The sequence below is a fragment of the Neisseria subflava genome, assembly GCF_024205705.1.
GTDB classification, from domain to species: domain Bacteria; phylum Pseudomonadota; class Gammaproteobacteria; order Burkholderiales; family Neisseriaceae; genus Neisseria; species Neisseria subflava_D.
The window spans coordinates 1,565,377-1,584,921 of record NZ_CP073115.1; the positions used below are offsets into that span (position 1 = coordinate 1,565,377).

Below are 19,545 nucleotides of genomic sequence, written 5' to 3' on the forward strand. Positions count from 1 at the left end.
TGTCGCACCGTTACATGTAATTCATTGTAGTCTCTAACAAAATCCATATTTCCCTGTTTGATTTGACCTACGCCAAAATTTCCTATTTATCTGTCTTGCAAAAACTTAAAGGCCGTCTGAAAAGGAGAATTTCATTCCTTTTCAGACGGCCTTTATCATGCTTTAAGCCTGATTAGTGATGGTGGTGACCGTGCGGGCCATGTACGTGACCGTGGGCAATTTCTTCCTCAGTCGCATCGCGTACACCTTCAACGGTCGCTTTGAACAATACTTTCATACCGGCCAAAGGATGGTTGCCATCCACTACGGCTTTACCGTCGGCAACATCGGTTACACGATAAATCAATACATCACCGGTTTCCGGATCATCAGCTTCAAACATCATGCCGACTTCAACTTCAACAGGGAATACACTTACATCTTCAATGCGTACCAGCTCAGGATCTTGTTCGCCGAAAGCATCATCGGGCGACAAAGCCACTTCGACGGTATCGCCTACATTTTTGCCGTGCAACGCTTCTTCCACCAAAGGGAAAATACCGTCATAACCGCCATGCAAGTAAGCAATCGGCTCTTCGGTTTTGTCCAACAACTGGTTGTTTGCATCGTACATTTCATAATGCAGGGAAACTACGGAATTTTTAACAATAGACATCATGTCGTCCTTAATCAATATTTATAAAGTCAAGTTCAGGCTATTCTATCACAGCTGTAACTAAACAATCGGTTTACCTTAAACAAATACTTTTAGCAAACACAACAAAACCAAAAAAGTCCATATAAAAAACAAAATTGAATGATTCCAATCCATAAAAGTTGCTTTTTCACAACACAAAGTTGCTAAATTACAAAAATTTCCCTAAACGCAAAAACATTCCAAACCCTTAAAACCTATAACAAATAAAAATACACAACTCATTGAATAAAATGTATTTTTAAAATCTTCATTAATAATGAATATTTTCAGATGATTTTTCGCGCACCAATATGATTTACATTATTTTCACTATTTTCGTATTGATTTTAGCCAACAAACGGTTACGCAACGTTGCATTGACCTATCCCGTGGGGCATAATATTAAAAAATTCAGTAATGAATTTCTACTGTACAGGCCGTTTGACGGCTATTTTTAGTTTAAATCGATTTAAAAAAGGTTCTTAAAAATGAAAAAATCTCTGTTCGCTGCTGCTTTGTTGTCTTTAGCTTTGGCCGCTTGTGGCGGTGCTGATAAAGCTGCTGAAACTGCTGCTTCTGCTGCTTCCGAAGCCGCTGCTTCTGCTACTGAAGCTGCTGCATCTGCTACTGAAGCTGCTGCATCTGCTACTGAAGCTACCGCTTCTGCTGCTACCGAAGCTACTGAAGCCGCTGCATCTGCTACTGAAGCCGCAGCTTCTGCTGCTTCTGAAGCTGCTAAATAATATTCTTTTGAATATTAAGAAAAGCAGGATACCATTGCGTATCCTGCTTTTTTACATTCCTCACACTCCCCTTCCCAACTTTTCCGCCTGACTGCTATGCACCTTCACGACCGTTTTGCTGAGTTTCTTTCCGCTTCTGAAATCATCGAAGCCACTCCGGCCTTGTTAAACGACCAACGCCGCCGCTTTGTTTCTTCGCCGGATATTGTCTTACAGCCGAACTCTGTCGAGAGCGTGCAGAAAATCATGCGTTTCTGTTTTGAAAATCGCATCCGCGTCACCCCGCAAGGCGGCAATACAGGATTATGCGGCGCAACGGTAACCACCGAAGGCGTACTGCTCAACCTCTCCAAGCTCAACCGCATCCGCGATATCAACCTTGCCGACAACAGCATGACGGTTGAAGCTGGCGTGATTTTGCAAAATGCTCAAAAGGCGGCAGCCGAAGCCGGACGACTGTTTCCGCTCAGCCTTGCCAGCGAAGGCTCTTGCCAAATCGGCGGCAATATCGCCTGTAATGCCGGCGGTTTGAATGTCTTGCGTTACGGCAGCATGCGTGATTTGGTATTGGGTTTGGAAGTCGTTTTACCAAACGGCGAACTGGTTTCCCACCTTCAGCCCCTGCACAAAAACACGACCGGCTACGACTTGCGCCATCTTTTTATCGGCAGCGAAGGAACATTGGGCATCATTACCGCCGCCACACTCAAACTCTTTGCCCAGCCCAAAACCAAAGCGACCGCATGGGTAGGTTTAGACGATATTGAATCCGCCGTCTCGCTTTTAATTGCGGTACAAGGCCATTTTGCCGAACGCTTGACCAGCTTCGAGCTGATCAGCCGCTTTGCCCTCGATTTATCCTCGGAATTCAGCCAACTCAAAAAGCCTGCCGACGCGGAATGGCATATTTTGATTGAACTTGCAGATTCCGTTCCCGATGCCGGAATGGATGAAAAACTTGCCGAATTTCTCTATCAAAACGGGTGGGAAAACAGTATCTTGGCGCAATCCGAGCAAGAGCGCTCCGACTTATGGACCTTGCGTGAAAATATTTCTGCTTCCCAACGCAAACTCGGCACCAGCATCAAACACGATATCGCCGTCCCTATCGCCCAAGTGGCCGCCTTTGTCCGCCAATGCGCCCCTGCCTTGGAAACCCGCTTTCCCGGCATACAAATTGTTTGCTTCGGACATTTAGGTGACGGCAGCCTGCATTACAATACATTCCTGCCCAACGTATTGAGCAACGAAGCTTACCAATACGAAGACGCCGTCAATACCATTGTTTATGAAAACATCCTTGCCTGCCACGGTACGATTGCCGCAGAACACGGCGTAGGCATCATCAAAAAACATTGGCTGCCCCGCGTACGTACACAGGCCGAACTCGTTCTGATGCATGCCATCAAAAATCAGCTTGACCCTTATGGCATTATGAATCCGGACAAACTCCTGCCTTCTTTGGATTAACCAATACAAAAGGCCGTCTGAAACATTTCAGACGGCCTTTTATCTTATCCAAACTATTTCAATGCCGTTTTCCAATCCAATCCGCCCAACGACGGTACCTGTATCACTTCATTGGTATCCAAATTAACCGCCGTCAGCTCTCCGCCCACAACGCGCCAGTATCCAAAGCGATAACCTGATCGGTATTAACGTAGCCCAATGACGACCAATGCCCAAACACGGTAATATAATCCAAATTTTGTCTATCAGGCGCTTTAAACCAAGGGCGCAGGTAAAGCGGCATTTTTTTCAAAGTGGATTTATATTCGTAATCCAATTCGCCTTTGTACGTCAGCGCACGCATACGGGTAAAGACGTTGATAATCATGCGTAGACGCTCATAGCCTGTCAAATCGTCTGTCCACTCGGTCGGCTTGTTGCCGTACATTTTGCCAAAAAATTTCCTGTACTTTTTACCTTGCAATTCATCCTCAGCTTCACGAGCAAGGCTTTCGGCTTTATCAACCGACCATTGCGGCAAAATGCCGGCATGCACCATCACATGCCTGTCGCCGCGCACCAACAGCGGCTGATGACGCAGCCAGTCAAGCATGGCATGACTATCGGGATGGGTCAAAATCGGCTCAACCGTATCGCTGCGCTTGAGCGTTCCTTCACCGCAACCGACTGCCAAAAGATGCAAATCATGATTGCCCAAAACCATTTGCACGCTGCTGTCATGCTCTTTGGCAAATTTCAGGGTTTCCAATGACTTCGGGCCGCGATTGACAATATCGCCGACCAGCCAAAGGGTATCCGTACCATGATTAAAGCCGATTTTGGCAAGCAACAAAGTCAGCTCGTCAAAACAGCCTTGAATGTCTCCGATTGCGTAATGTGCCATTATTATTGTTTTCCGTTGTTATTATTTTCAGACGGCCTCAAGCCCAGCCCAGGCCGTCTGAAAACATCAATTATGCGTTTAAAACCAATACTGCCTCTGCTTCAACCTGAACGCCTTTAGGCAGGCTGGCCACGCCAACCGCCGCACGTGCAGGGAAAGGTTGTTCGATAAATTCAGCCATCACTTCATTGAACACGGCAAAGTTGGCCAAATCAGTCAAATAAGCATTGAGTTTGACGATATCGTTCAAAGAACCGCCGGCCGCTTCGGCTACGGCTTGCAGGTTTTTAAATACTTGCACTGCTTCGGCGCGGAAGTCGCCATTGCCGACCACAGTCATCGTAGCCGGATCCAAAGGAATCTGACCGCTCATATAAACCGTATCGCCTGCGCGGACTGCTTGGCTGTATGCGCCAATCGCGGCAGGGGCTTTGTCGGTATGGATAATGGTTTTAGACATGATATTCTCCTCAAATAGAAATGTCAGAATCAGGTGGAAGCTTCGAATTTTACTTTCAACAGAAATACGTTTCAATAAAAGCATTCAATTAATGCGTTTAGCCCATCTTGTTCTTCCCCGATTTTAAACCTACAATCCCACACATTATTCATTTCAAAGCCGAAATTATTATGTTTTTTGTCTTATCCCCAGCCAAAAACCTCAACGAAAAAGACCCCTCCCCCGTCAACAGCTTTACCCTGCCCGACCTTCTGCCCGAAGCAGAAATCCTGATGCAGGAGTTGCGCCAGCTTGCCCCTCAACAAATCGCCGAGCTGATGCATGTTTCCGACAAAATCGCCCTGCTCAACGCCGAACGCAATGCCGTATGGCACACGCCGTTTACTCCTGAAAACGCCAAACAGGCCGTATTTATGTTCAACGGCGACGTCTACGAAGGCATCGCCGCCGATACGCTCAAACCGGAGCAAATCGACTACCTGCAACAACACGTCCGCCTGCTCTCCGGCTTATACGGCGTACTGCGCCCGCTCGACTTGATGCAGCCCTACCGCTTGGAAATGGGCACGGCCTTTGCCAACTCGCGCGGCAAAAACCTCTACGAATTTTGGGGCGATAAAATCACCGACCTGCTCAACCAAACGCTGAAGCAGGCCGACAGCGATGTCTTAATCAACCTCGCCTCACAAGAATATTTCAAATCCGTCAACACCAAAAAACTCAACGCACGCCTGATTACACCGATTTTTAAAGACGAGAAAAACGGCAAATACAAAATCATCAGCTTCTACGCCAAACGTGCGCGCGGTTTGATGGTGCGCTACGCGGCAGAACACAGCATTACCGAGCCTGAAATGCTCAAAAATTTCGACTACGAAGGCTATTCATTCAATGAGGCAGCTTCAAACGAAGCCGAATGGGTATTCATGCGTAAAGAACAATCTAAATAAAAACAGAATCCTAGATATTTTTTCTAAAATACCTCTTGGCAAAGGCCGTAAGTTCCATTAGTATTACGGCTTCAAGAACGGAAGCGTGGCAGAGCGGTTTAATGCAACGGTCTTGAAAACCGTCGAGGGTTGATAGCCCTCCGTGAGTTCGAATCTCACCGCTTCCGCCATTCTTGATAAGGATATAAAGACTTGATTGATTCAAGTCTTTTTTTATTTTTGTCCTTTTGAAATTTAAGTTTATGTTGACGGGTCAACATTATCGATAAACAAAAAGCCGTCTGAAAACTTCTTTTCAGACGGCTTTTTCCTTTTCTACAAATCAAATGCGGCGTTAATCAAACGTTTGGTGTAGTCGTTTTGCGGATGGTGGAAAATCTGATCCGCGCTGCCGTACTCAACCATTTCGCCCTGCTTCATCACAATCACATTATCGCTGACAGCGCGTACGACAGACAAATCATGACTGATGAACATATAAGTCAGACCGTATTTCTTCTGCAAATCGCGCAAAAGTTCGACCACTTTGGATTGTACGGAGCGGTCAAGCGCAGAGGTCGGCTCGTCCAAAAGGATGAATTTCGGGCGCAGGATAACGGCGCGTGCAATGGCGATACGCTGACGCTGGCCGCCGGAGAATTCATGCGGATAACGGTTGAGCGCGTCAAGCGGCAGGGACACTTCCTTCATGACTTCCAAAACACGCTGGATACGTTCTTTTTTGGTCATTTCAGGATGATGAACCGTCAAACCTTCGCCAATAATTTCGCCAACGGTCAGGCGTGGGGAAAGCGAACCGAACGGATCTTGGAACACAATTTGCCGTTGCGATTTCAGACGGCGTGCTTCTTCGGCGGTATAGTTTTTCAGGTCTTTGCCTTCAAAAGAAATATGGCCGGTATAAGGCAGCATCTGCATGACGGCTTTGCCCAGCGTGGATTTGCCGGAACCGGACTCGCCGACGACGCCCAATGTTTCGCCTTCTTTAATTTTGAGGCTGATGCCTTTAACGGCGTCAAAGGTTTTGAGCGGTTTGCCGAAAAAGTTTTGCTTCAATACGAAAGAAACATTGACATGATCGGCATCGATTAACACACCGGCGTTGTTTTCTTCCGGCTCTTTCATGCCTTTGGGAATGGCATTGATGAGTTCGGCAGTATATTCGTGCTTCGGATGGGCAAATACTTCTTTGATTTTGCCGCGCTCGACAATTTCACCGTTGCGCATGACGCAGACGGTTTTGGAATAGTGTTCCGCCAAACCCAAATCGTGGGTAATGAAGATAATCGCCATGCCCATTTGCTGTTGCAAATCGTGGAGCAAATCGAGAATCTCGGCTTGAATGGTCACATCCAAAGCCGTAGTCGGCTCATCGGCAATCAACAGGTCAGGTTCATTAATGAGCGCCATAGCAATCATAATGCGTTGCAGCTGACCGCCGGAAAACTCGTGCGGATACTGCTTCATACGGCGTTCGGCTTCTTTGATGCCCACACGTTCCAACAATGCCAATGCTTTTTGTCCTGCCTCTTTTTTGCCGAGCTTTTTATTGTGCACACGCGCCGCTTCAATCAGCTGCGCACCGATACGCATAAACGGATTGAGCGAGGTCATCGGCTCTTGGAAAATCACGCTGATGCGGTTGCCGCGCAAATCACGCAGGGTTTTCTCATCGGCATCCAAAATGGAAATGCCGTCAAAAGTAATGCGCGAATCTTTGCTGTATCGGGCAAATTTCTCAGGCAGCAGGCGCATAACGGACATAGATGTTACAGACTTGCCCGAGCCGGATTCGCCGACCAAAGCCAATGTTTCGCCCTCTGCCACTTTAAAGCTGACATTACGCACAGCATGAACGGTTTTCTCATGCAGCTCAAAATCGATATCCAGATTTTCTACAACCAGTAACTGTTTTGTCATTTTGATTATCCTTTTGGTTGCGGTTTAGCGGTCTTTCGGGTCAAGCGCATCGCGCAGGCCGTCACCGATAAAGTTGAAACAGAACAAAGTGGTTACCAAGAAGAAACTCGGCACGAGCAGCTGCCATGGTGCGGCTTCCATCGAAATCGCACCTTCTTGCAGCATCGAACCCCAACTGGTCATCGGCTCTTGCACACCCAAGCCCAAGAAGCTCAAGAAGGATTCAAACATAATCATGCCCGGTACCAGCAAAGAGGCATACACCATCACCACGCCCAAAACATTCGGAATAATGTGGCGCGTCACGATTTTACGTTTCGCCACGCCGCTCACACGCGCCGCTTCGACAAACTCTTTATGCTTCAAGCTCAAGGTTTGACCGCGCACGATACGCGCCACGTCCAGCCAAGACACCAAACCCACGGCGGCAAAAATCAAAAGCAGGTTGCGGCCGAAGAACGTAGTCAGCAGAATCACAAAAAACATAAACGGAAACGCGTTCAAAATTTCCAAAAAGCGCATCATCAACGAATCGAGCTTACCGCCGATAAAGCCGGCAATCGCGCCATAAAGCGTACCGATGACAACCGCCACTAATGCGCCGGCCACACCGACCAGCAAGGAAATACGTCCGCCGGTTGCCGCACGCGACAGCAAATCGCGGCCGAGCAAATCCGTACCCAGATAGTGATGGGTAGAAAAGGAAGGCGGAATCTGCATATTGTCCCAGTCGGTAAAGTCGTAGGTGTAGCGGACAATCCATGGCGCCACAATCACAAAAATACTGATCAGCAACAGGATGATAATGCTGTACACCGCCGCTTTATTCTGTTTAAAACGCCGCCATGCGTCACTCCACAGGCTTTTGCCGTGTACTTGGGCGTATTCTGCTGCCTCTGCGAGGGCCTGAGTCTGCTTCTTTTTGAATAACATAATGTTCTCTCTCGCTTTTTATTCTTTCTTCAGGCCGTCTGAACGTTTCAGACGGCCTTTGCGCAAATGGGATTAATAACGGATTTTCGGGTCAATAATGGCATACAGAATATCGAGGATGGCATTGAACAAAATGGTCATAATGCCGACCAGAATCGTCAAACCCAAAATCATGCCATAGTCGCGGTTGAGCGCGCCGTTGACAAACAATTGTCCGACACCGGGAATACCGAACACGTTTTCAATCACAATGGAGCCGGTGATGATGCCGACGAATGCCGGGCCTAAGAAAGAAACAATCGGCAGCATGGCAGGACGCAGCGCATGGCGCAGGATGATGCGGCTCATGGGCAGGCCTTTGGCGCGTGCCGTGCGGATAAAGGGGCTGTTCAATACTTCGATCATCGCGCCGCGCGTAATCCGCGCGATACTGGATACATAACCGATGGACAAGGTAACGACGGGTAAAATTAAGTTCATCAGTGCGCCATCGTTCCAGCCGCCTGCAGGCAGCCATTGCAGTCTGACGGCAAACACCAGCACCAATACCGGCGCCATCACAAAGCTGGGAACGACGATACCAGTCATCGCACCGCTCATCAGCGCATAATCCAGCCAGCTGTTTTGTTTTAAGGCGGCGATAATGCCGATAAACATGCCGAAGATGGCGGCGATTAAAAAGGCGTAGAAGCCAAGTTCTGCCGATACCGGCAGGGATTGGGCAAGCAACTCATTAACGCTGAAATCTTTATATTTGAACGATGGCCCCAAGTCCCCTGCGCCAACTGCTTGAGGTAGTGGAAATATTGGAGGTACATCGGATCATTGAGGTGGTATTTAGCTTCGATGTTGGCCATGACCGCAGGCGGCAGATTGCGTTCGCCTGTGAACGGGCTGCCCGGTGCGAGCCGCATCAGAAAAAACGATACGGTAATCAACACCAGCATGGTCGGGATGGAAGCACATATCCGTTTGATGATGAATTTCAACATAATCAGGCTGTCCTGTCTGAACATACCGGACTCGTGAAAACAAAGCTGACCTGAAGCGGAAATCGGATGAATGGCAGCAGGCATCTTTAACGTCGCCGCGCCGGTTTCTCTCTCTATTCCGACCGGGTTATTGTTTTTATTCGGAGTCGGGTAAGGTTTTTTAGTTCTTAGATAATTGTTGTTATAAGGCCGTCTGAAACTTTGTATCCGCCGTTTCAGACGGCCTTTCACGTTAACGCGCCAAAGGTTCGGTGCGTTCAATCAGCCATGCTTTGGCCGCGCCTTCTGTCAAAGGCTCAAGACGGCGGCGCACTTCGGCGTGATATTGGTTCAGCCATTCGATTTCGCTACCGGTCATCAGTTTGGTATCGATCAGGCGCGTATCGATTGGGCAGAGGGTAACGGTTTCAAAATACAGGAATTTGCCGAACTCGGTTTCCTCTGGGTTTTCAACTGGACGATTGATTACCAGGCTTTCGATACGGATACCCCACTTGCCCGGACGGTAAAGACCCGGCTCGTTGGAAGTCAGCATGCCTGATTTCATCGCGTGATGCGGTTGCGGTACGGCGGCAACGGCAATGCTTTGTGGGCCTTCATGCACATTGAGGAAATAGCCCACGCCATGACCGGTACCGTGACCGTAATCACATTGCGCCTGCCAGAGCGATTTACGGCAGATGGCATCAATCATCGGGCCTTTGATGTTTTCAGGGAAAATGGTTTCCGCCAGAGAAATATGCGCTTTCAACACCAAAGTGTAATCGCGCATCATGGCCGCACTCGGATTGCCGACAGGCACCACGCGCGTGATGTCGGTCGTGCCGCCCCAGTATTGGCCGCCGGAGTCAATCAACAGCATACCGTCGCCTTTAATTTTGCTGTTATTTTCCGGTGTCGCGCTGTAATGAGGCAAGGCGGCATTGGCATTGTAGCCGGCGATGGTGTCGAAACTTGGCGAAATAAAGCCGGGACGTTGGCTGCGGTGTTTATAGAGCATGCCGTCGATGTCCAGTTCGCTCAATTCGCCACCGTCTGCCAAGATTTGTTCAAACTCGGCAAAGAAGCCGCACAATGCCGCGCCGTCTTCCGCCATGGTATTGCGGATATGGGCGATGTCGGCATCGGATTTAACCGATTTGAAGAATGTGCTTGGGTGGATGGCTTCAATCAAACGGACGTCTTCAGGCAGGCGGCGCAAAGTGCCGACGGCGGTTTTGTTCGGATCAATCAGCAATGCGCCGTTAACGCCTGCCAAATAGTCCGCCGCTTGCGCATAAGGCAACACTTCAAAACCTGCCGCTTTCAAGGCTTCGGCAGATTCGGCTTTCAGACGGCCTGCATCGGTAAACAATACGGCTTTGTCTTGGCTGATAAACAGATGGGACAAGAACACGGGGTTGAACGGCACATCATCGCCGCGCAGATTGGTAATCCAAGCGATGTCGTCCAAAGAAGAAACCAAATGTGCATCTGCGCCCTGCTCTTTCATGGCCGCACGGATACGGGCCAGTTTTTCGGCCGCAGTTTCGGAAACGTAGTCGGGATGGTGAACGTAGATTTCCGGAGTCGGCAATGCAGGACGGTCGTCCCACACTTCGTCCAACAAGGTTTCAGGATATTCGAGGCGGATGTTTTTGGCGGCAAGTGCCTGTTTCAAACCGCGCTCGCCGCTGAGTGCGAACATATCGGCAGGCGCTCCGACGACTGCACCCTCGGGCAGATTTTGTGCCAACCACTCGGTATAAGGCGCATCAACACCCATTTTTTGCAGCTCGATGCCGTTTGGTGCAAGCTGTTGGCCGGCCTGCTCCCAATAGCGGCTGTCCGTCCACACGCCTGCTTTATCGGCGGTTACCACCAAAGTGCCGGCCGAACCGGTAAAGCCGGAAAAATCGCGGCGCGCCTGCCAATGCTCGGGCAGATATTCGGAAAGGTGTGGATCGGCGGAAGGAATGACAAACGCGTCCACGCCATGTTTTTTCATGGCTTCGCGTAAAGCGGACAAACGTTGTTGTACAGATTTCATGTGTTATGTCTCCTGTTGTTTCAGACGGCCTCTGTCATCAAAGCCGTCTGAAAACTTGTGCTGTCTATAATCAATCTATTTTTTCGGTGCGAACGACCAGCTCTTGACCGTGTAGTTCCGCAAAGGATCTTTGTCGGAATAGCCGATAACATCGGGTTTGACCATACGCACTTCAACCTGATGATACAGCGGAATCAGTGCAGCGTCTTCTTGAAGCTGCTTCTCCGCATCGGCATAGAGCTGGCTGCGCGCTTCCTTGCTGACGCCATCTTTCAGCGTATTGTTCATAAATGTGTCAAACGCCGCGCTTTTGTAGCGGAATGCATTGTTTGAGTTGTTGGATTTCAAGATATTGAGCATGCCCGCCGGATCGTTAAAATCAGAACACCAGCCGCTGAACGAAACCTTGAAATTGCCTTGCGCGCGCGTATCCAAATAAGTTTTCCATTCCTCGTTGGACAAAGTCGGACGGATAAACGGAATGGCGGCTTTCCACACCGACTGCACGGCAGTAATTTGTTTTTTAGACGCTTCGCTGGTGCTGTACAAAATATCGAACTCAAGCGGATGATCATCGTTGTAGCCTGCTTCGTTCAACAGTTTGCGTGCGGTTTCGATGCGTTTTTCAGGTGTCCACTCTTTCCACTCCGGATAAACAGGAATCACGCCCTGCATTTGCGGCGGCGTCAATTGGAACGCAGGCGTATCGCCGCGGCCGCCCACTTTGACGACGATGTCGCGGCGCGTCAGCATATTGAGTGCCTTACGGACGCGCGGATCGTTAAACGGCGCCGCTTCGTGGTTCGGCTCCAAATACCAGCTGCACAAAGAAGTCGTGCGTCTTACTTGGCCCGGAAACTCAATATCCGCCACTTTGACCTGATCACTAGGAATGCCGTAAGTCACATCAATTTCATTGGCGCGATAACGGTTGTACTCGCCGCTGCCTGACAAGAAAACCGCCTTCGGAATGGCCACTTTGTCTTTATCGTAATAATTGGGATTGCGTTCCATATTGATGTGGCTGTTGACTTTCCAATCCGTTAACAGATAAGCGCCACTGGAAACGTAATGACCGGGCTGCGTCCACTTGTTGCCGTATTTTTCAACAGTGGCGCGGTGAACCGGAAATGTGAATTGCTGAATCAGCATATCGGGAAAATAAGGTACGGGCGCAATCAGCGTAAATTGCAGGGTCTTCGCGTCCAATGCCTTGACGCCCAATGTCTCAGGCTTGGCTTTGCCGTTTAATATATCTTCCGCATTTTCCACTTGGGCATCGACCAAATAGCTGCCGAAAGGTGCGCCGGTGGCCGAATCGGCAAGACGGCGGAAGCTGTACACGAAATCTTCGGCAGTAATCGGATCGCCGTTGCTCCATTTGGCATCACGCAGATGGAAGGTCCAAACACGCTCACCCTCGCTCTCCCATTTTTCCGCCAAAGCAGGAATGGTTTTACCTTCGGCATCCGTACCGACCAAACCATCCATCAACTGACGGATAATCGCACCGGCCGCCATATCGCCACTCATTTGAGGATCCAGCGTACCCGGCTCAACGCCGTTGCTGACCACCACGCGCTCATAATCGGTACGTTTAAACTCAGGAGCAGGCTTAACATCGCGGCTGCACGCCGACAATGCGAATACGGCAGCCAATGATGCAGCCAACAGCGGATAGGTTTTTCCGGCCATATTTCATTCCTTCTTTTGGGTATTCTTCTTTTTCAGACGGCCTGATTATTCAAACTACACTCAACTACATTTATTTAGAAGTTTTCCAGCATAGTTAAATCATCTATTTCAAACCATGAAAATAGTGTTTTAAACCACATATTCCATCGAAATAATAATAGCCGTCTAAGATTGTCGGCAAATTAACACAAAAAAACGTAACTGAAAACTATTTTTCAATTTATCCTACGATAAGTTACAAATGTATTGATTTTTTATAATTTGTCAAATAAGATTATCCGAATTTCCCGTCCCCAATTAAGAAAAGACATAAAAGGAGAACAAAATGAACAAGTTATCTTGTTTTGTTGCCACTACCCTCATCGGTTCTTCCATAAGCTTCGCCCACGCCGAACCTAAAATGAGCGGTACCATCTACATCATGACCGAGGTCGAACACAACAATAAAACCGGCGTCACCAATACAACCATTTCCGATAAAAGTTCCAGTCTTTATCTCTCCGATGAAGTACGACTCAACAACGACTTATGGTTGAAATGGCAACTTGGCTCCTTTATTTACTTCGATTCCGACCGCTGGGGCGGCTGGGGTACTGCCGACTCATACGTCGCGCTCAACAGCTACAAAAACCTTGGCACCGTCAAAATGGGTTACATCAGTACGCCTATGAACAGCATTTATCTGAACCCGTTCGACACCAACAGCCCAATTTTAGAATTCGGCAAAATTTCCCGCTTCGGCCAACGCCGTGTTTCCATGGCTTATGAGTCGCCTTGGAAAAACGGTTTCCAATTCAAATTCAACGTTTCCCCCGGTTCCAATGCCGCGCGCAACAACAATGACTGGAATCCGGACAAAAAACGTGACGGCGACTGGGTCTTCGGCTGGGGCGTGGACTACTACCACCCAAACAACGGCTTTAACGCCCACTACGCTGCCGAATACGCACCCAACGACTCTCCAACCGAAACCAAAGACTTCCAAGCCCATGCATTCATGGCCGGATACAGCAAAGACAAAATCTCCGTCGATGCCGCGTTCCAATACGCCAAAAATACTTGCGACGGCTTCAGCTGCTGGGGCGTATGGAAAGATGCGGCAGGCAACGTAGCCGGTTCTTACGACAAAGAAATCAATAACACCAAAGAATTTATGGTGTCCGGCTCATACAAAGTGGGCAATTTCAAACCTCAAATCGGCTTTGCCTACGGTAAAAGCTCTGTCGGCGAAGACTACAAACACGTCGCCGTCAGCACCGATTACAGCTTCTCCAAACGGACAACCGCCACACTCGGCGCCGGCTGGTTGAAAGAAAACGTCAATCCGAAATACGAAGAAGATTTGCCGAAAAAATCTTCTTACGCCGTGGGCATGGTATTCAAACACCGCTATTAATGCCTGACAGATTAAAGGCCGTCTGAAACAATTTGTTCAGACGGCCTTTTCTACATCCTATAATTAAACTTGCAGCCCACCTTAAAAATCATTACATTGCCCATACTCAAGCCACAAAAACGTCATCATGAACGCCCACCGCACCCTCATCATCTCCGTTTTTATCGTCGCCAGTTGCGGCCTCGCTTACGAGCTCATCATCGCCGCGCTCGCAAGCTATCTTTTGGGCGACAGTATTTTGCAGTTTTCCTCCGTCATCGGGCTTTATCTGTTTTCAATGGGTATCGGCGCCCACCTGACCCAATATATCAAAGATAAAGACGTGTTGCACCGCTTTATCGAAATCGAGCTTCTGGTCGGCATCATCGGCGGTATTTCTGCGCTGGCATTATTTGTGGCCTTCGGTTTATCCGCCGCCCCGTTCCGCACCCTGCTCTACGCTTTTGTACTGATTGTCGGCATGGTTGTCGGCATGGAAATCCCTTTGGTTATGCGCGTGTTAAACCAAAAAGGTGCGGAATTTAAAGAACTCGTTTCCAAAGTATTGACCTTCGACTACTTGGGCGCACTTGCCGTCTCGTTATTATTTCCGCTTCTACTCGCCCCCAAACTCGGCATGGCGCGTTCCGCCTTGTTGTTTGGCATCTTCAACGCCGCCGTCGCCTATCTGACCGCGCGCGTCTTCAAAGCCGAACTGCCCCGTTACCGCGCCATCCGCCTGCGTGCGCTGATTGTTTTGTCCATCCTCGCCATCACCTTCGCCTACGCCGACCGTATTTCCTTTAAAGCCGAACAAAGCTATTTCGGCGATCCCGTCGTCTATCAAAGCCATTCACCCTACCAACGGTTGGTCGTGACCCGCTGGAAAGACGACACCCGCCTCTACATCAACGGCAACCTGCAATTCTCCTCACGCGATGAAGCCCGTTATCATGAAGCACTCGTCCTGCCTGCCATGCAGATGGTTCCCAATGCCGAACGCGTCCTGATTCTTGGCGGCGGCGATGGATTGGCGGCACGCGAAGTCTTGAAATATCCGCAGGTCAAAAATGTTACTTTGGTCGATCTCGACCCCGACATGACCGCCACTTTTAGAACCTCCGCCACCTTAAGCGCCCTCAACCAAGGCTCGCTATCCCATCCCAAAATGCACGTCGTCAACGACGATGCCTCTAAATGGCTGGAAAGATCGTCTGAAAAATTCGACGTTATCATCATCGACCTACCCGACCCGTCCAATTTCTCGCTTGGTAAACTTTACTCCGTCCCCATGTACCGCCTCGTTGCCCGCCATCTTGAGCCGCAGGGCAAGATTGTTGTGCAATCGACTTCGCCTTATTTCGCACCCAATGCCTACTGGTCGGTCGTTGCCACCCTCGAAGCGGCCAAGTTGAATACCGCTCCCTATCATGTTTACGTCCCCTCATTTGGCGAATGGGGATTTGTGTTGGCAGGGTTTGACCAAAACTTCCCCATTCCGCAAAAATTCGACGTACCCACCCGTTATCTCAATGCCCAGACCGTCGCCGAAATGTTCCGCTTTCCGCCCGATATGGCAAGGCGTAAGGTTGAAGCAAATTATTTGAACAACCAAATTCTCGTCAGTTATTTTGAAAGCGATTGGAACAATGTGATGCGATAAAATATCTAAAGGCCATCTGAAACATCTACCTTCTTTTTATCTCCGTTCTTATCTTCGTTCAGACGGCCTCATCGCCCGTTTACCCTTTTTCACACAGCATTTTCTTGAAAAAATAAGGTTTATCTTTATCTAGATAGAACACAATCGACACTATCCGTTGAATGAAGGAACAAACACTTATGCAGTATTTTGGAATCGGTTTTTTGGTTTTAATCTTTTTGGAAATCATGTCCATCGTCTGGGTTGCCGACTGGATAGGCGGCGGCTGGACGCTGTTTGTGATGGCCGTCAGCTTTATCAGCGGTATCTTTATGCTGCGCCATACCGGCATTTCCGGTCTTTTGCTCGCAGGCGCAGCCGTCCGCAGCGGCCAAAACATTTCCCTCTATCAGATGCTGTGGCCGATTCGCTATACCGCCGCCGCGGTTTTCCTGCTCAGTCCCGGTTTTATTTCAACCGCCGTTGCCCTGCTCTTGCTGATTCCGTTTAAAGGCAATGCGGCCGTTTCTTCTGCGCAGTCTTTCCAAAACCGCCAGACTTACAGCTCCGCCAAAGATGATGAAGACATTATCGAAGGCGAATATACGGTTACGCGCACCGGCAAAGCCGAGAAACCGCAAGACTATATCGAACACAAACCCGATTGACGACTGCCTTCATAACAGGCCGTCTGAATTAAGAAAACCTCAAAAGTGTTTCATATTTCAGACGGCCTTAGTCATTTCCGGGCTTTGAAAATGTAAATATCGGTTTGTAATTCGGTTATTCCGCATAAATCATTTAAAATAAGCAACTGTTTTGATTCTAAAAACGACACGGTATCCAATGAACGTTCAACGTCTTTTCCCTCTCTCCCTCAGCTTGATTACCGCCGCTGTTTTATCGGCGTGCGCCACCCAAAACACACCGACTGTTTCGAAAACCGAAACCGTCGTTCAGCCTAAATCTACTTCTATTCCTTCACGCCGCGCCGACAGCGAATCCAAAGTCCTGTCCGATTACAGCCAATACCAAAGCGCCATCGATGCCGCCAAACGCGGCGACGATGCTTGGGTACAACAATTTTTATCCCAAGCCAGCGACAGCGCAATGGCTGAAAACGTCCGCAACGAATGGCTGAAAACCTTGGGCGCGCGCGGCCAATGGGATTTGTTCCGTCAAGAATTCAGTAAATTGAACGCCGCCGGCGTCGCACAAGAAGTGCAATGTTATGCCGATTTGAGCAGCGGCAATTACAGCAAAGCCGCCGAGCTGGTTCGCGTTACAGGCAAACTGCCTGCCAGCTGTACCCGCTTGGTTGAAAGCGCGGCAGCTTCAGGCCGTCTGAACACCAACGACGCATGGCGTCGCGTACGCGGCTTGTTGAGCAACAGCCAAACCACGGATGCACGCAACCTCGCCGCCGCATTGGGCAGCCCGTTTGAAGGTGGTGCGCAAGGTGCGACCGAATACAGCCTGTTGAGCGTGATCGGCAAAGATGCACGCAAGTCTGCTTCTGCCGCCGCCACCCTGTCCGACATGGAATCCGGCCTCAGCCGCGAACAACGCAGCTTCGCATGGGGCGTATTGGGCCACTACCATGCTCAAAGCCAAAACATGCCGACTGCTTTGAGCTACTACGGCCGCGTTTCCGACCGCAAGCAATTGACCGACGAACAATTGGAATGGTACGCACGCGCCGCCTTGCGCCTGCAACGTTGGGACGAATTGGCAAGCGTGATTCAGCATATGCCTGAAAAACTGCAAAAAGACCCGACATGGCAATATTGGCTGGGCCGCAGCTTTGCCGCACAAGGCAAAAGCGGCCAAGCCAAAGAAATGTATGAAAAAGCCGCCACTTCTGGCCGCAATTTCTACGCCGTAATGGCAGGTGAAGAACTGGGCCGCCGCATCAATACGCGCAACAACATTTCCGATGCCGATGCCAGAGACGTTCGCCGCATGAACGAAGACGGCGCCATCAAACGCGCATTGGTTCTGTTTAAAAACAGCCAAAACAACGGCGATTCCAAAATGCGCCGTCAGGCACAGGCAGAATGGCGTTTTGCCACCCGCGACTTCAATGAAGACAACCTGCTGACTGCCGCACAAGTCGCTTTTGACAACCAGTTCTACGACATGGCAATCAACAGCGCCGACCGTACCGACCACAAACTCAACTACAAACTGCGCTACCTCTCTCCGTTTAAAGACCTGACCGTCCGCTATGCCGCACAGGCAGGCGTTGACCCTGCATGGGTTTACGGTTTGATTCGCCAAGAGAGCCGCTTTGTCATGGGCGCGCAATCCAGCGTCGGCGCACAAGGCCTGATGCAGGTCATGCCTGCGACCGCCCGCGAAATCGCCGGCAAAATCGGCATGAGCAGCAGCGAACTCTACACCATGGACGGCAACATCCGCATGGGTACTTGGTACATGGCAGATGCCAAACGCCGCCTGCAAAATAACGAAGTGATGGCCACCGCAGGCTACAATGCCGGCCCAGGCCGCGCCCGCAACTGGCAGGCTTCTGCACCTTTGGAAGGAGCTATTTACGCCGAGACCATCCCATTCACCGAAACTCGCGACTACGTGAAAAAAGTCATGACCAACGCGACTTATTACGCGTCATTGTTCAACGAACCGCAAACTTCGTTGAAACAACGTATGGGTACGGTTCCCGGCCGTTATTAATACCCGATAGGCCGTCTGAAAAGTGAGACAGAATCAAACGTTCAGACGGCCTGCAACCTTGACAGACCATCGGGTTTATAAGATAATCGCCCGATTGTTTTCGATCGAAAAGGTCACTTGCACGGCAAAAGCCGACTTGTTAGGAGGTGATGTTTACATCACGGCGCGTATCCCGCCCTGCCTTAGGCAAACCAGCGATACAACAACTACCCCATTATGACAAACCGTCCTCTATTTCTTAAAACGGTTTGATTGAACAAAATTTAAAGGAAATAAAATGCCTGCTATTCGTGTTAAAGAGAATGAACCATTTGAAGTTGCCATGCGTCGTTTCAAACGTGCCGTAGAAAAAACCGGTCTGTTGACCGAGTTGCGCGCCCGTGAAGCGTACGAAAAACCAACTACCGAACGCAAACGCAAAAAAGCTGCAGCAGCCAAACGTCTGCAAAAACGTCTGCGCAGCCAACAACTGCCTCCTAAAATGTACTAATTACAGGCCTGCCCTGTGATAAACGACACACCGCAAGGGCAGCTTTGCGGTGTGTTTTGTTTTTCAGACGGCATCTTTTTATTGATATAAAGTGAGAACATTATGAGCCTAAAAATACAATTAACCGAAGACATGAAAACCGCCATGCGTGCCAAAGACCAAGTCTCTTTAAGCACCATCCGCCTGATTAATGCCGCCATCAAACAATTTGAAGTAGATGAGCGCACCGAAGCCGATGACGCAAAAGTCATCTCTATCCTGACCAAAATGGTAAAACAGCGCAAAGACAGCGCCAAAATTTATACCGAAGCCGGCCGTCAAGATTTGGCTGACAAAGAAAACGCGGAAATCGAAATCCTCAACCGCTACCTGCCGCAAATGATGTCCGCAGAAGAAATCAAGACTGTCGTTGAAGCAGTCATTGCAGAAACCGGTGCATCAGGCATGGCAGATATGGGCAAAGTCATGGGTGTACTGAAAACCCGTCTGGCCGGAAAAGCCGACATGGGCGAAGTCAACAAGGTTTTGAAAGCCGCATTGACTGCTTAATCATCAATAATCAAAAGGCCGTCTGAAATATTATTTTCAGACGG

At 49.4% G+C, this 19,545-nt stretch carries 15 protein-coding genes, 1 tRNA gene and 2 pseudogenes; 10 read left to right on the top strand and 8 right to left on the bottom strand.

Features of this window, described 5'->3' with window-relative positions:
• Window positions 1-172: 172 nt before the first annotated feature.
• The gene (locus KCG54_RS07590; RefSeq protein WP_003683125.1) at window positions 173-655 is read right to left on the bottom strand and encodes an FKBP-type peptidyl-prolyl cis-trans isomerase; all 483 of its coding nucleotides are present in this window, start codon (window positions 653-655) and stop codon (window positions 173-175) included.
• 509 nt (window positions 656-1,164) lie between these two features.
• Between KCG54_RS07590 and KCG54_RS07595 the strand changes: the two genes are divergently transcribed.
• A complete protein-coding gene (locus KCG54_RS07595; RefSeq protein WP_254323847.1) occupies window positions 1,165-1,419 on the top strand; it encodes a hypothetical protein in 255 nt (84 codons plus the stop codon).
• A 96-nt stretch (window positions 1,420-1,515) separates the two neighbouring features.
• On the top strand, window positions 1,516-2,889 hold the full coding sequence (locus KCG54_RS07600; RefSeq protein ID WP_254323848.1) for an FAD-binding oxidoreductase: 1,374 nt from the start codon (window positions 1,516-1,518) through the stop codon (window positions 2,887-2,889).
• 53 nt (window positions 2,890-2,942) lie between these two features.
• On the opposite strand, the pseudogene KCG54_RS07605 reads toward KCG54_RS07600, so the two are convergent.
• Window positions 2,943-3,772 (bottom strand): annotated as a pseudogene (locus KCG54_RS07605) (symmetrical bis(5'-nucleosyl)-tetraphosphatase).
• Window positions 3,773-3,842: 70 nt separating this feature from the next.
• Window positions 3,843-4,232 carry a RidA family protein gene (locus KCG54_RS07610; protein ID WP_003746001.1) on the bottom strand — a complete coding sequence of 130 codons (390 nt, stop codon included), beginning with the start codon at window positions 4,230-4,232 and terminating at the stop codon, window positions 3,843-3,845.
• Between the two features lie 170 nt (window positions 4,233-4,402).
• Between KCG54_RS07610 and yaaA the strand changes: the two genes are divergently transcribed.
• Complete coding sequence (gene yaaA, locus KCG54_RS07615) at window positions 4,403-5,182, top strand: peroxide stress protein YaaA (RefSeq protein ID WP_254323849.1); 780 nt, start codon at window positions 4,403-4,405, stop codon at window positions 5,180-5,182.
• Window positions 5,183-5,261: 79 nt separating this feature from the next.
• Window positions 5,262-5,352: transfer RNA gene (locus KCG54_RS07620), tRNA-Ser, on the top strand.
• A gap of 145 nt (window positions 5,353-5,497) precedes the next feature.
• Here KCG54_RS07620 and KCG54_RS07625 read toward each other — a convergent pair.
• From KCG54_RS07625 to KCG54_RS07645, 5 genes and pseudogenes are all read right to left on the bottom strand, one after another.
• Entirely contained in the window at window positions 5,498-7,102 is a 1,605-nt protein-coding gene (locus KCG54_RS07625; RefSeq protein WP_254323850.1) for an ABC transporter ATP-binding protein, read from the bottom strand.
• A gap of 24 nt (window positions 7,103-7,126) precedes the next feature.
• Window positions 7,127-8,035 (bottom strand): oligopeptide ABC transporter permease OppC, encoded by a 909-nt coding sequence (gene oppC, locus KCG54_RS07630; RefSeq protein ID WP_003683112.1) that lies wholly within the window; start codon window positions 8,033-8,035, stop codon window positions 7,127-7,129.
• Window positions 8,036-8,107: 72 nt separating this feature from the next.
• Window positions 8,108-9,027: pseudogene (oppB, locus tag KCG54_RS07635) on the bottom strand (oligopeptide ABC transporter permease OppB).
• A 232-nt stretch (window positions 9,028-9,259) separates the two neighbouring features.
• Window positions 9,260-11,056: an aminopeptidase P family protein gene (locus KCG54_RS07640; protein WP_070607823.1), complete on the bottom strand. Its 1,797-nt coding sequence runs from the start codon at window positions 11,054-11,056 to the stop codon at window positions 9,260-9,262.
• 75 nt (window positions 11,057-11,131) lie between these two features.
• Window positions 11,132-12,751, bottom strand: coding sequence for an ABC transporter substrate-binding protein (locus KCG54_RS07645; protein WP_254323851.1), 1,620 nt, complete (start codon window positions 12,749-12,751; stop codon window positions 11,132-11,134).
• Window positions 12,752-13,076: 325 nt separating this feature from the next.
• Between KCG54_RS07645 and KCG54_RS07650 the strand changes: the two genes are divergently transcribed.
• The 6 genes from KCG54_RS07650 to KCG54_RS07675 all read left to right on the top strand — a co-directional run bounded on the left by KCG54_RS07650 (window position 13,077) and on the right by KCG54_RS07675 (window position 19,501).
• On the top strand, window positions 13,077-14,147 hold the full coding sequence (locus KCG54_RS07650; protein ID WP_254323852.1) for a porin: 1,071 nt from the start codon (window positions 13,077-13,079) through the stop codon (window positions 14,145-14,147).
• Between the two features lie 127 nt (window positions 14,148-14,274).
• Window positions 14,275-15,789: a polyamine aminopropyltransferase gene (locus tag KCG54_RS07655; protein WP_254323853.1), complete on the top strand. Its 1,515-nt coding sequence runs from the start codon at window positions 14,275-14,277 to the stop codon at window positions 15,787-15,789.
• Window positions 15,790-15,968: 179 nt separating this feature from the next.
• The gene (locus KCG54_RS07660) at window positions 15,969-16,436 is read left to right on the top strand and encodes an FxsA family protein (RefSeq protein WP_254323854.1); all 468 of its coding nucleotides are present in this window, start codon (window positions 15,969-15,971) and stop codon (window positions 16,434-16,436) included.
• Window positions 16,437-16,614: 178 nt separating this feature from the next.
• The gene (locus KCG54_RS07665) at window positions 16,615-18,462 is read left to right on the top strand and encodes a lytic transglycosylase domain-containing protein (RefSeq protein ID WP_254323855.1); all 1,848 of its coding nucleotides are present in this window, start codon (window positions 16,615-16,617) and stop codon (window positions 18,460-18,462) included.
• 277 nt (window positions 18,463-18,739) lie between these two features.
• The gene (gene rpsU / locus KCG54_RS07670; protein WP_003680926.1) at window positions 18,740-18,952 is read left to right on the top strand and encodes a 30S ribosomal protein S21; all 213 of its coding nucleotides are present in this window, start codon (window positions 18,740-18,742) and stop codon (window positions 18,950-18,952) included.
• A 102-nt stretch (window positions 18,953-19,054) separates the two neighbouring features.
• Entirely contained in the window at window positions 19,055-19,501 is a 447-nt protein-coding gene (locus KCG54_RS07675) for a GatB/YqeY domain-containing protein (RefSeq protein ID WP_254323856.1), read from the top strand.
• Window positions 19,502-19,545 lie beyond the last annotated feature (44 nt).

Excerpts from the sequence above, each read along its gene's own strand:
- rpsU (WP_003680926.1), top strand. The coding sequence starts at position 18,740 with ATGCCTGCTATTCGTGTTAAAGAGAATGAACCATTTGAAGTTGCCATG.
- KCG54_RS07595 (WP_254323847.1), top strand. The coding sequence starts at position 1,165 with ATGAAAAAATCTCTGTTCGCTGCTGCTTTGTTGTCTTTAGCTTTGGCC.
- KCG54_RS07640 (WP_070607823.1), bottom strand. The coding sequence starts at position 11,056 with ATGAAATCTGTACAACAACGTTTGTCCGCTTTACGCGAAGCCATGAAA.
- KCG54_RS07625 (WP_254323850.1), bottom strand. The coding sequence starts at position 7,102 with ATGACAAAACAGTTACTGGTTGTAGAAAATCTGGATATCGATTTTGAG.
- KCG54_RS07675 (WP_254323856.1), top strand. The coding sequence starts at position 19,055 with ATGAGCCTAAAAATACAATTAACCGAAGACATGAAAACCGCCATGCGT.
- KCG54_RS07600 (WP_254323848.1), top strand. The coding sequence starts at position 1,516 with ATGCACCTTCACGACCGTTTTGCTGAGTTTCTTTCCGCTTCTGAAATC.
- KCG54_RS07650 (WP_254323852.1), top strand. The coding sequence starts at position 13,077 with ATGAACAAGTTATCTTGTTTTGTTGCCACTACCCTCATCGGTTCTTCC.
- oppC (WP_003683112.1), bottom strand. The coding sequence starts at position 8,035 with ATGTTATTCAAAAAGAAGCAGACTCAGGCCCTCGCAGAGGCAGCAGAA.
- KCG54_RS07665 (WP_254323855.1), top strand. The coding sequence starts at position 16,615 with ATGAACGTTCAACGTCTTTTCCCTCTCTCCCTCAGCTTGATTACCGCC.
- KCG54_RS07645 (WP_254323851.1), bottom strand. The coding sequence starts at position 12,751 with ATGGCCGGAAAAACCTATCCGCTGTTGGCTGCATCATTGGCTGCCGTA.
- KCG54_RS07610 (WP_003746001.1), bottom strand. The coding sequence starts at position 4,232 with ATGTCTAAAACCATTATCCATACCGACAAAGCCCCTGCCGCGATTGGC.
- KCG54_RS07655 (WP_254323853.1), top strand. The coding sequence starts at position 14,275 with ATGAACGCCCACCGCACCCTCATCATCTCCGTTTTTATCGTCGCCAGT.
- KCG54_RS07660 (WP_254323854.1), top strand. The coding sequence starts at position 15,969 with ATGCAGTATTTTGGAATCGGTTTTTTGGTTTTAATCTTTTTGGAAATC.
- KCG54_RS07590 (WP_003683125.1), bottom strand. The coding sequence starts at position 655 with ATGTCTATTGTTAAAAATTCCGTAGTTTCCCTGCATTATGAAATGTAC.
- yaaA (WP_254323849.1), top strand. The coding sequence starts at position 4,403 with ATGTTTTTTGTCTTATCCCCAGCCAAAAACCTCAACGAAAAAGACCCC.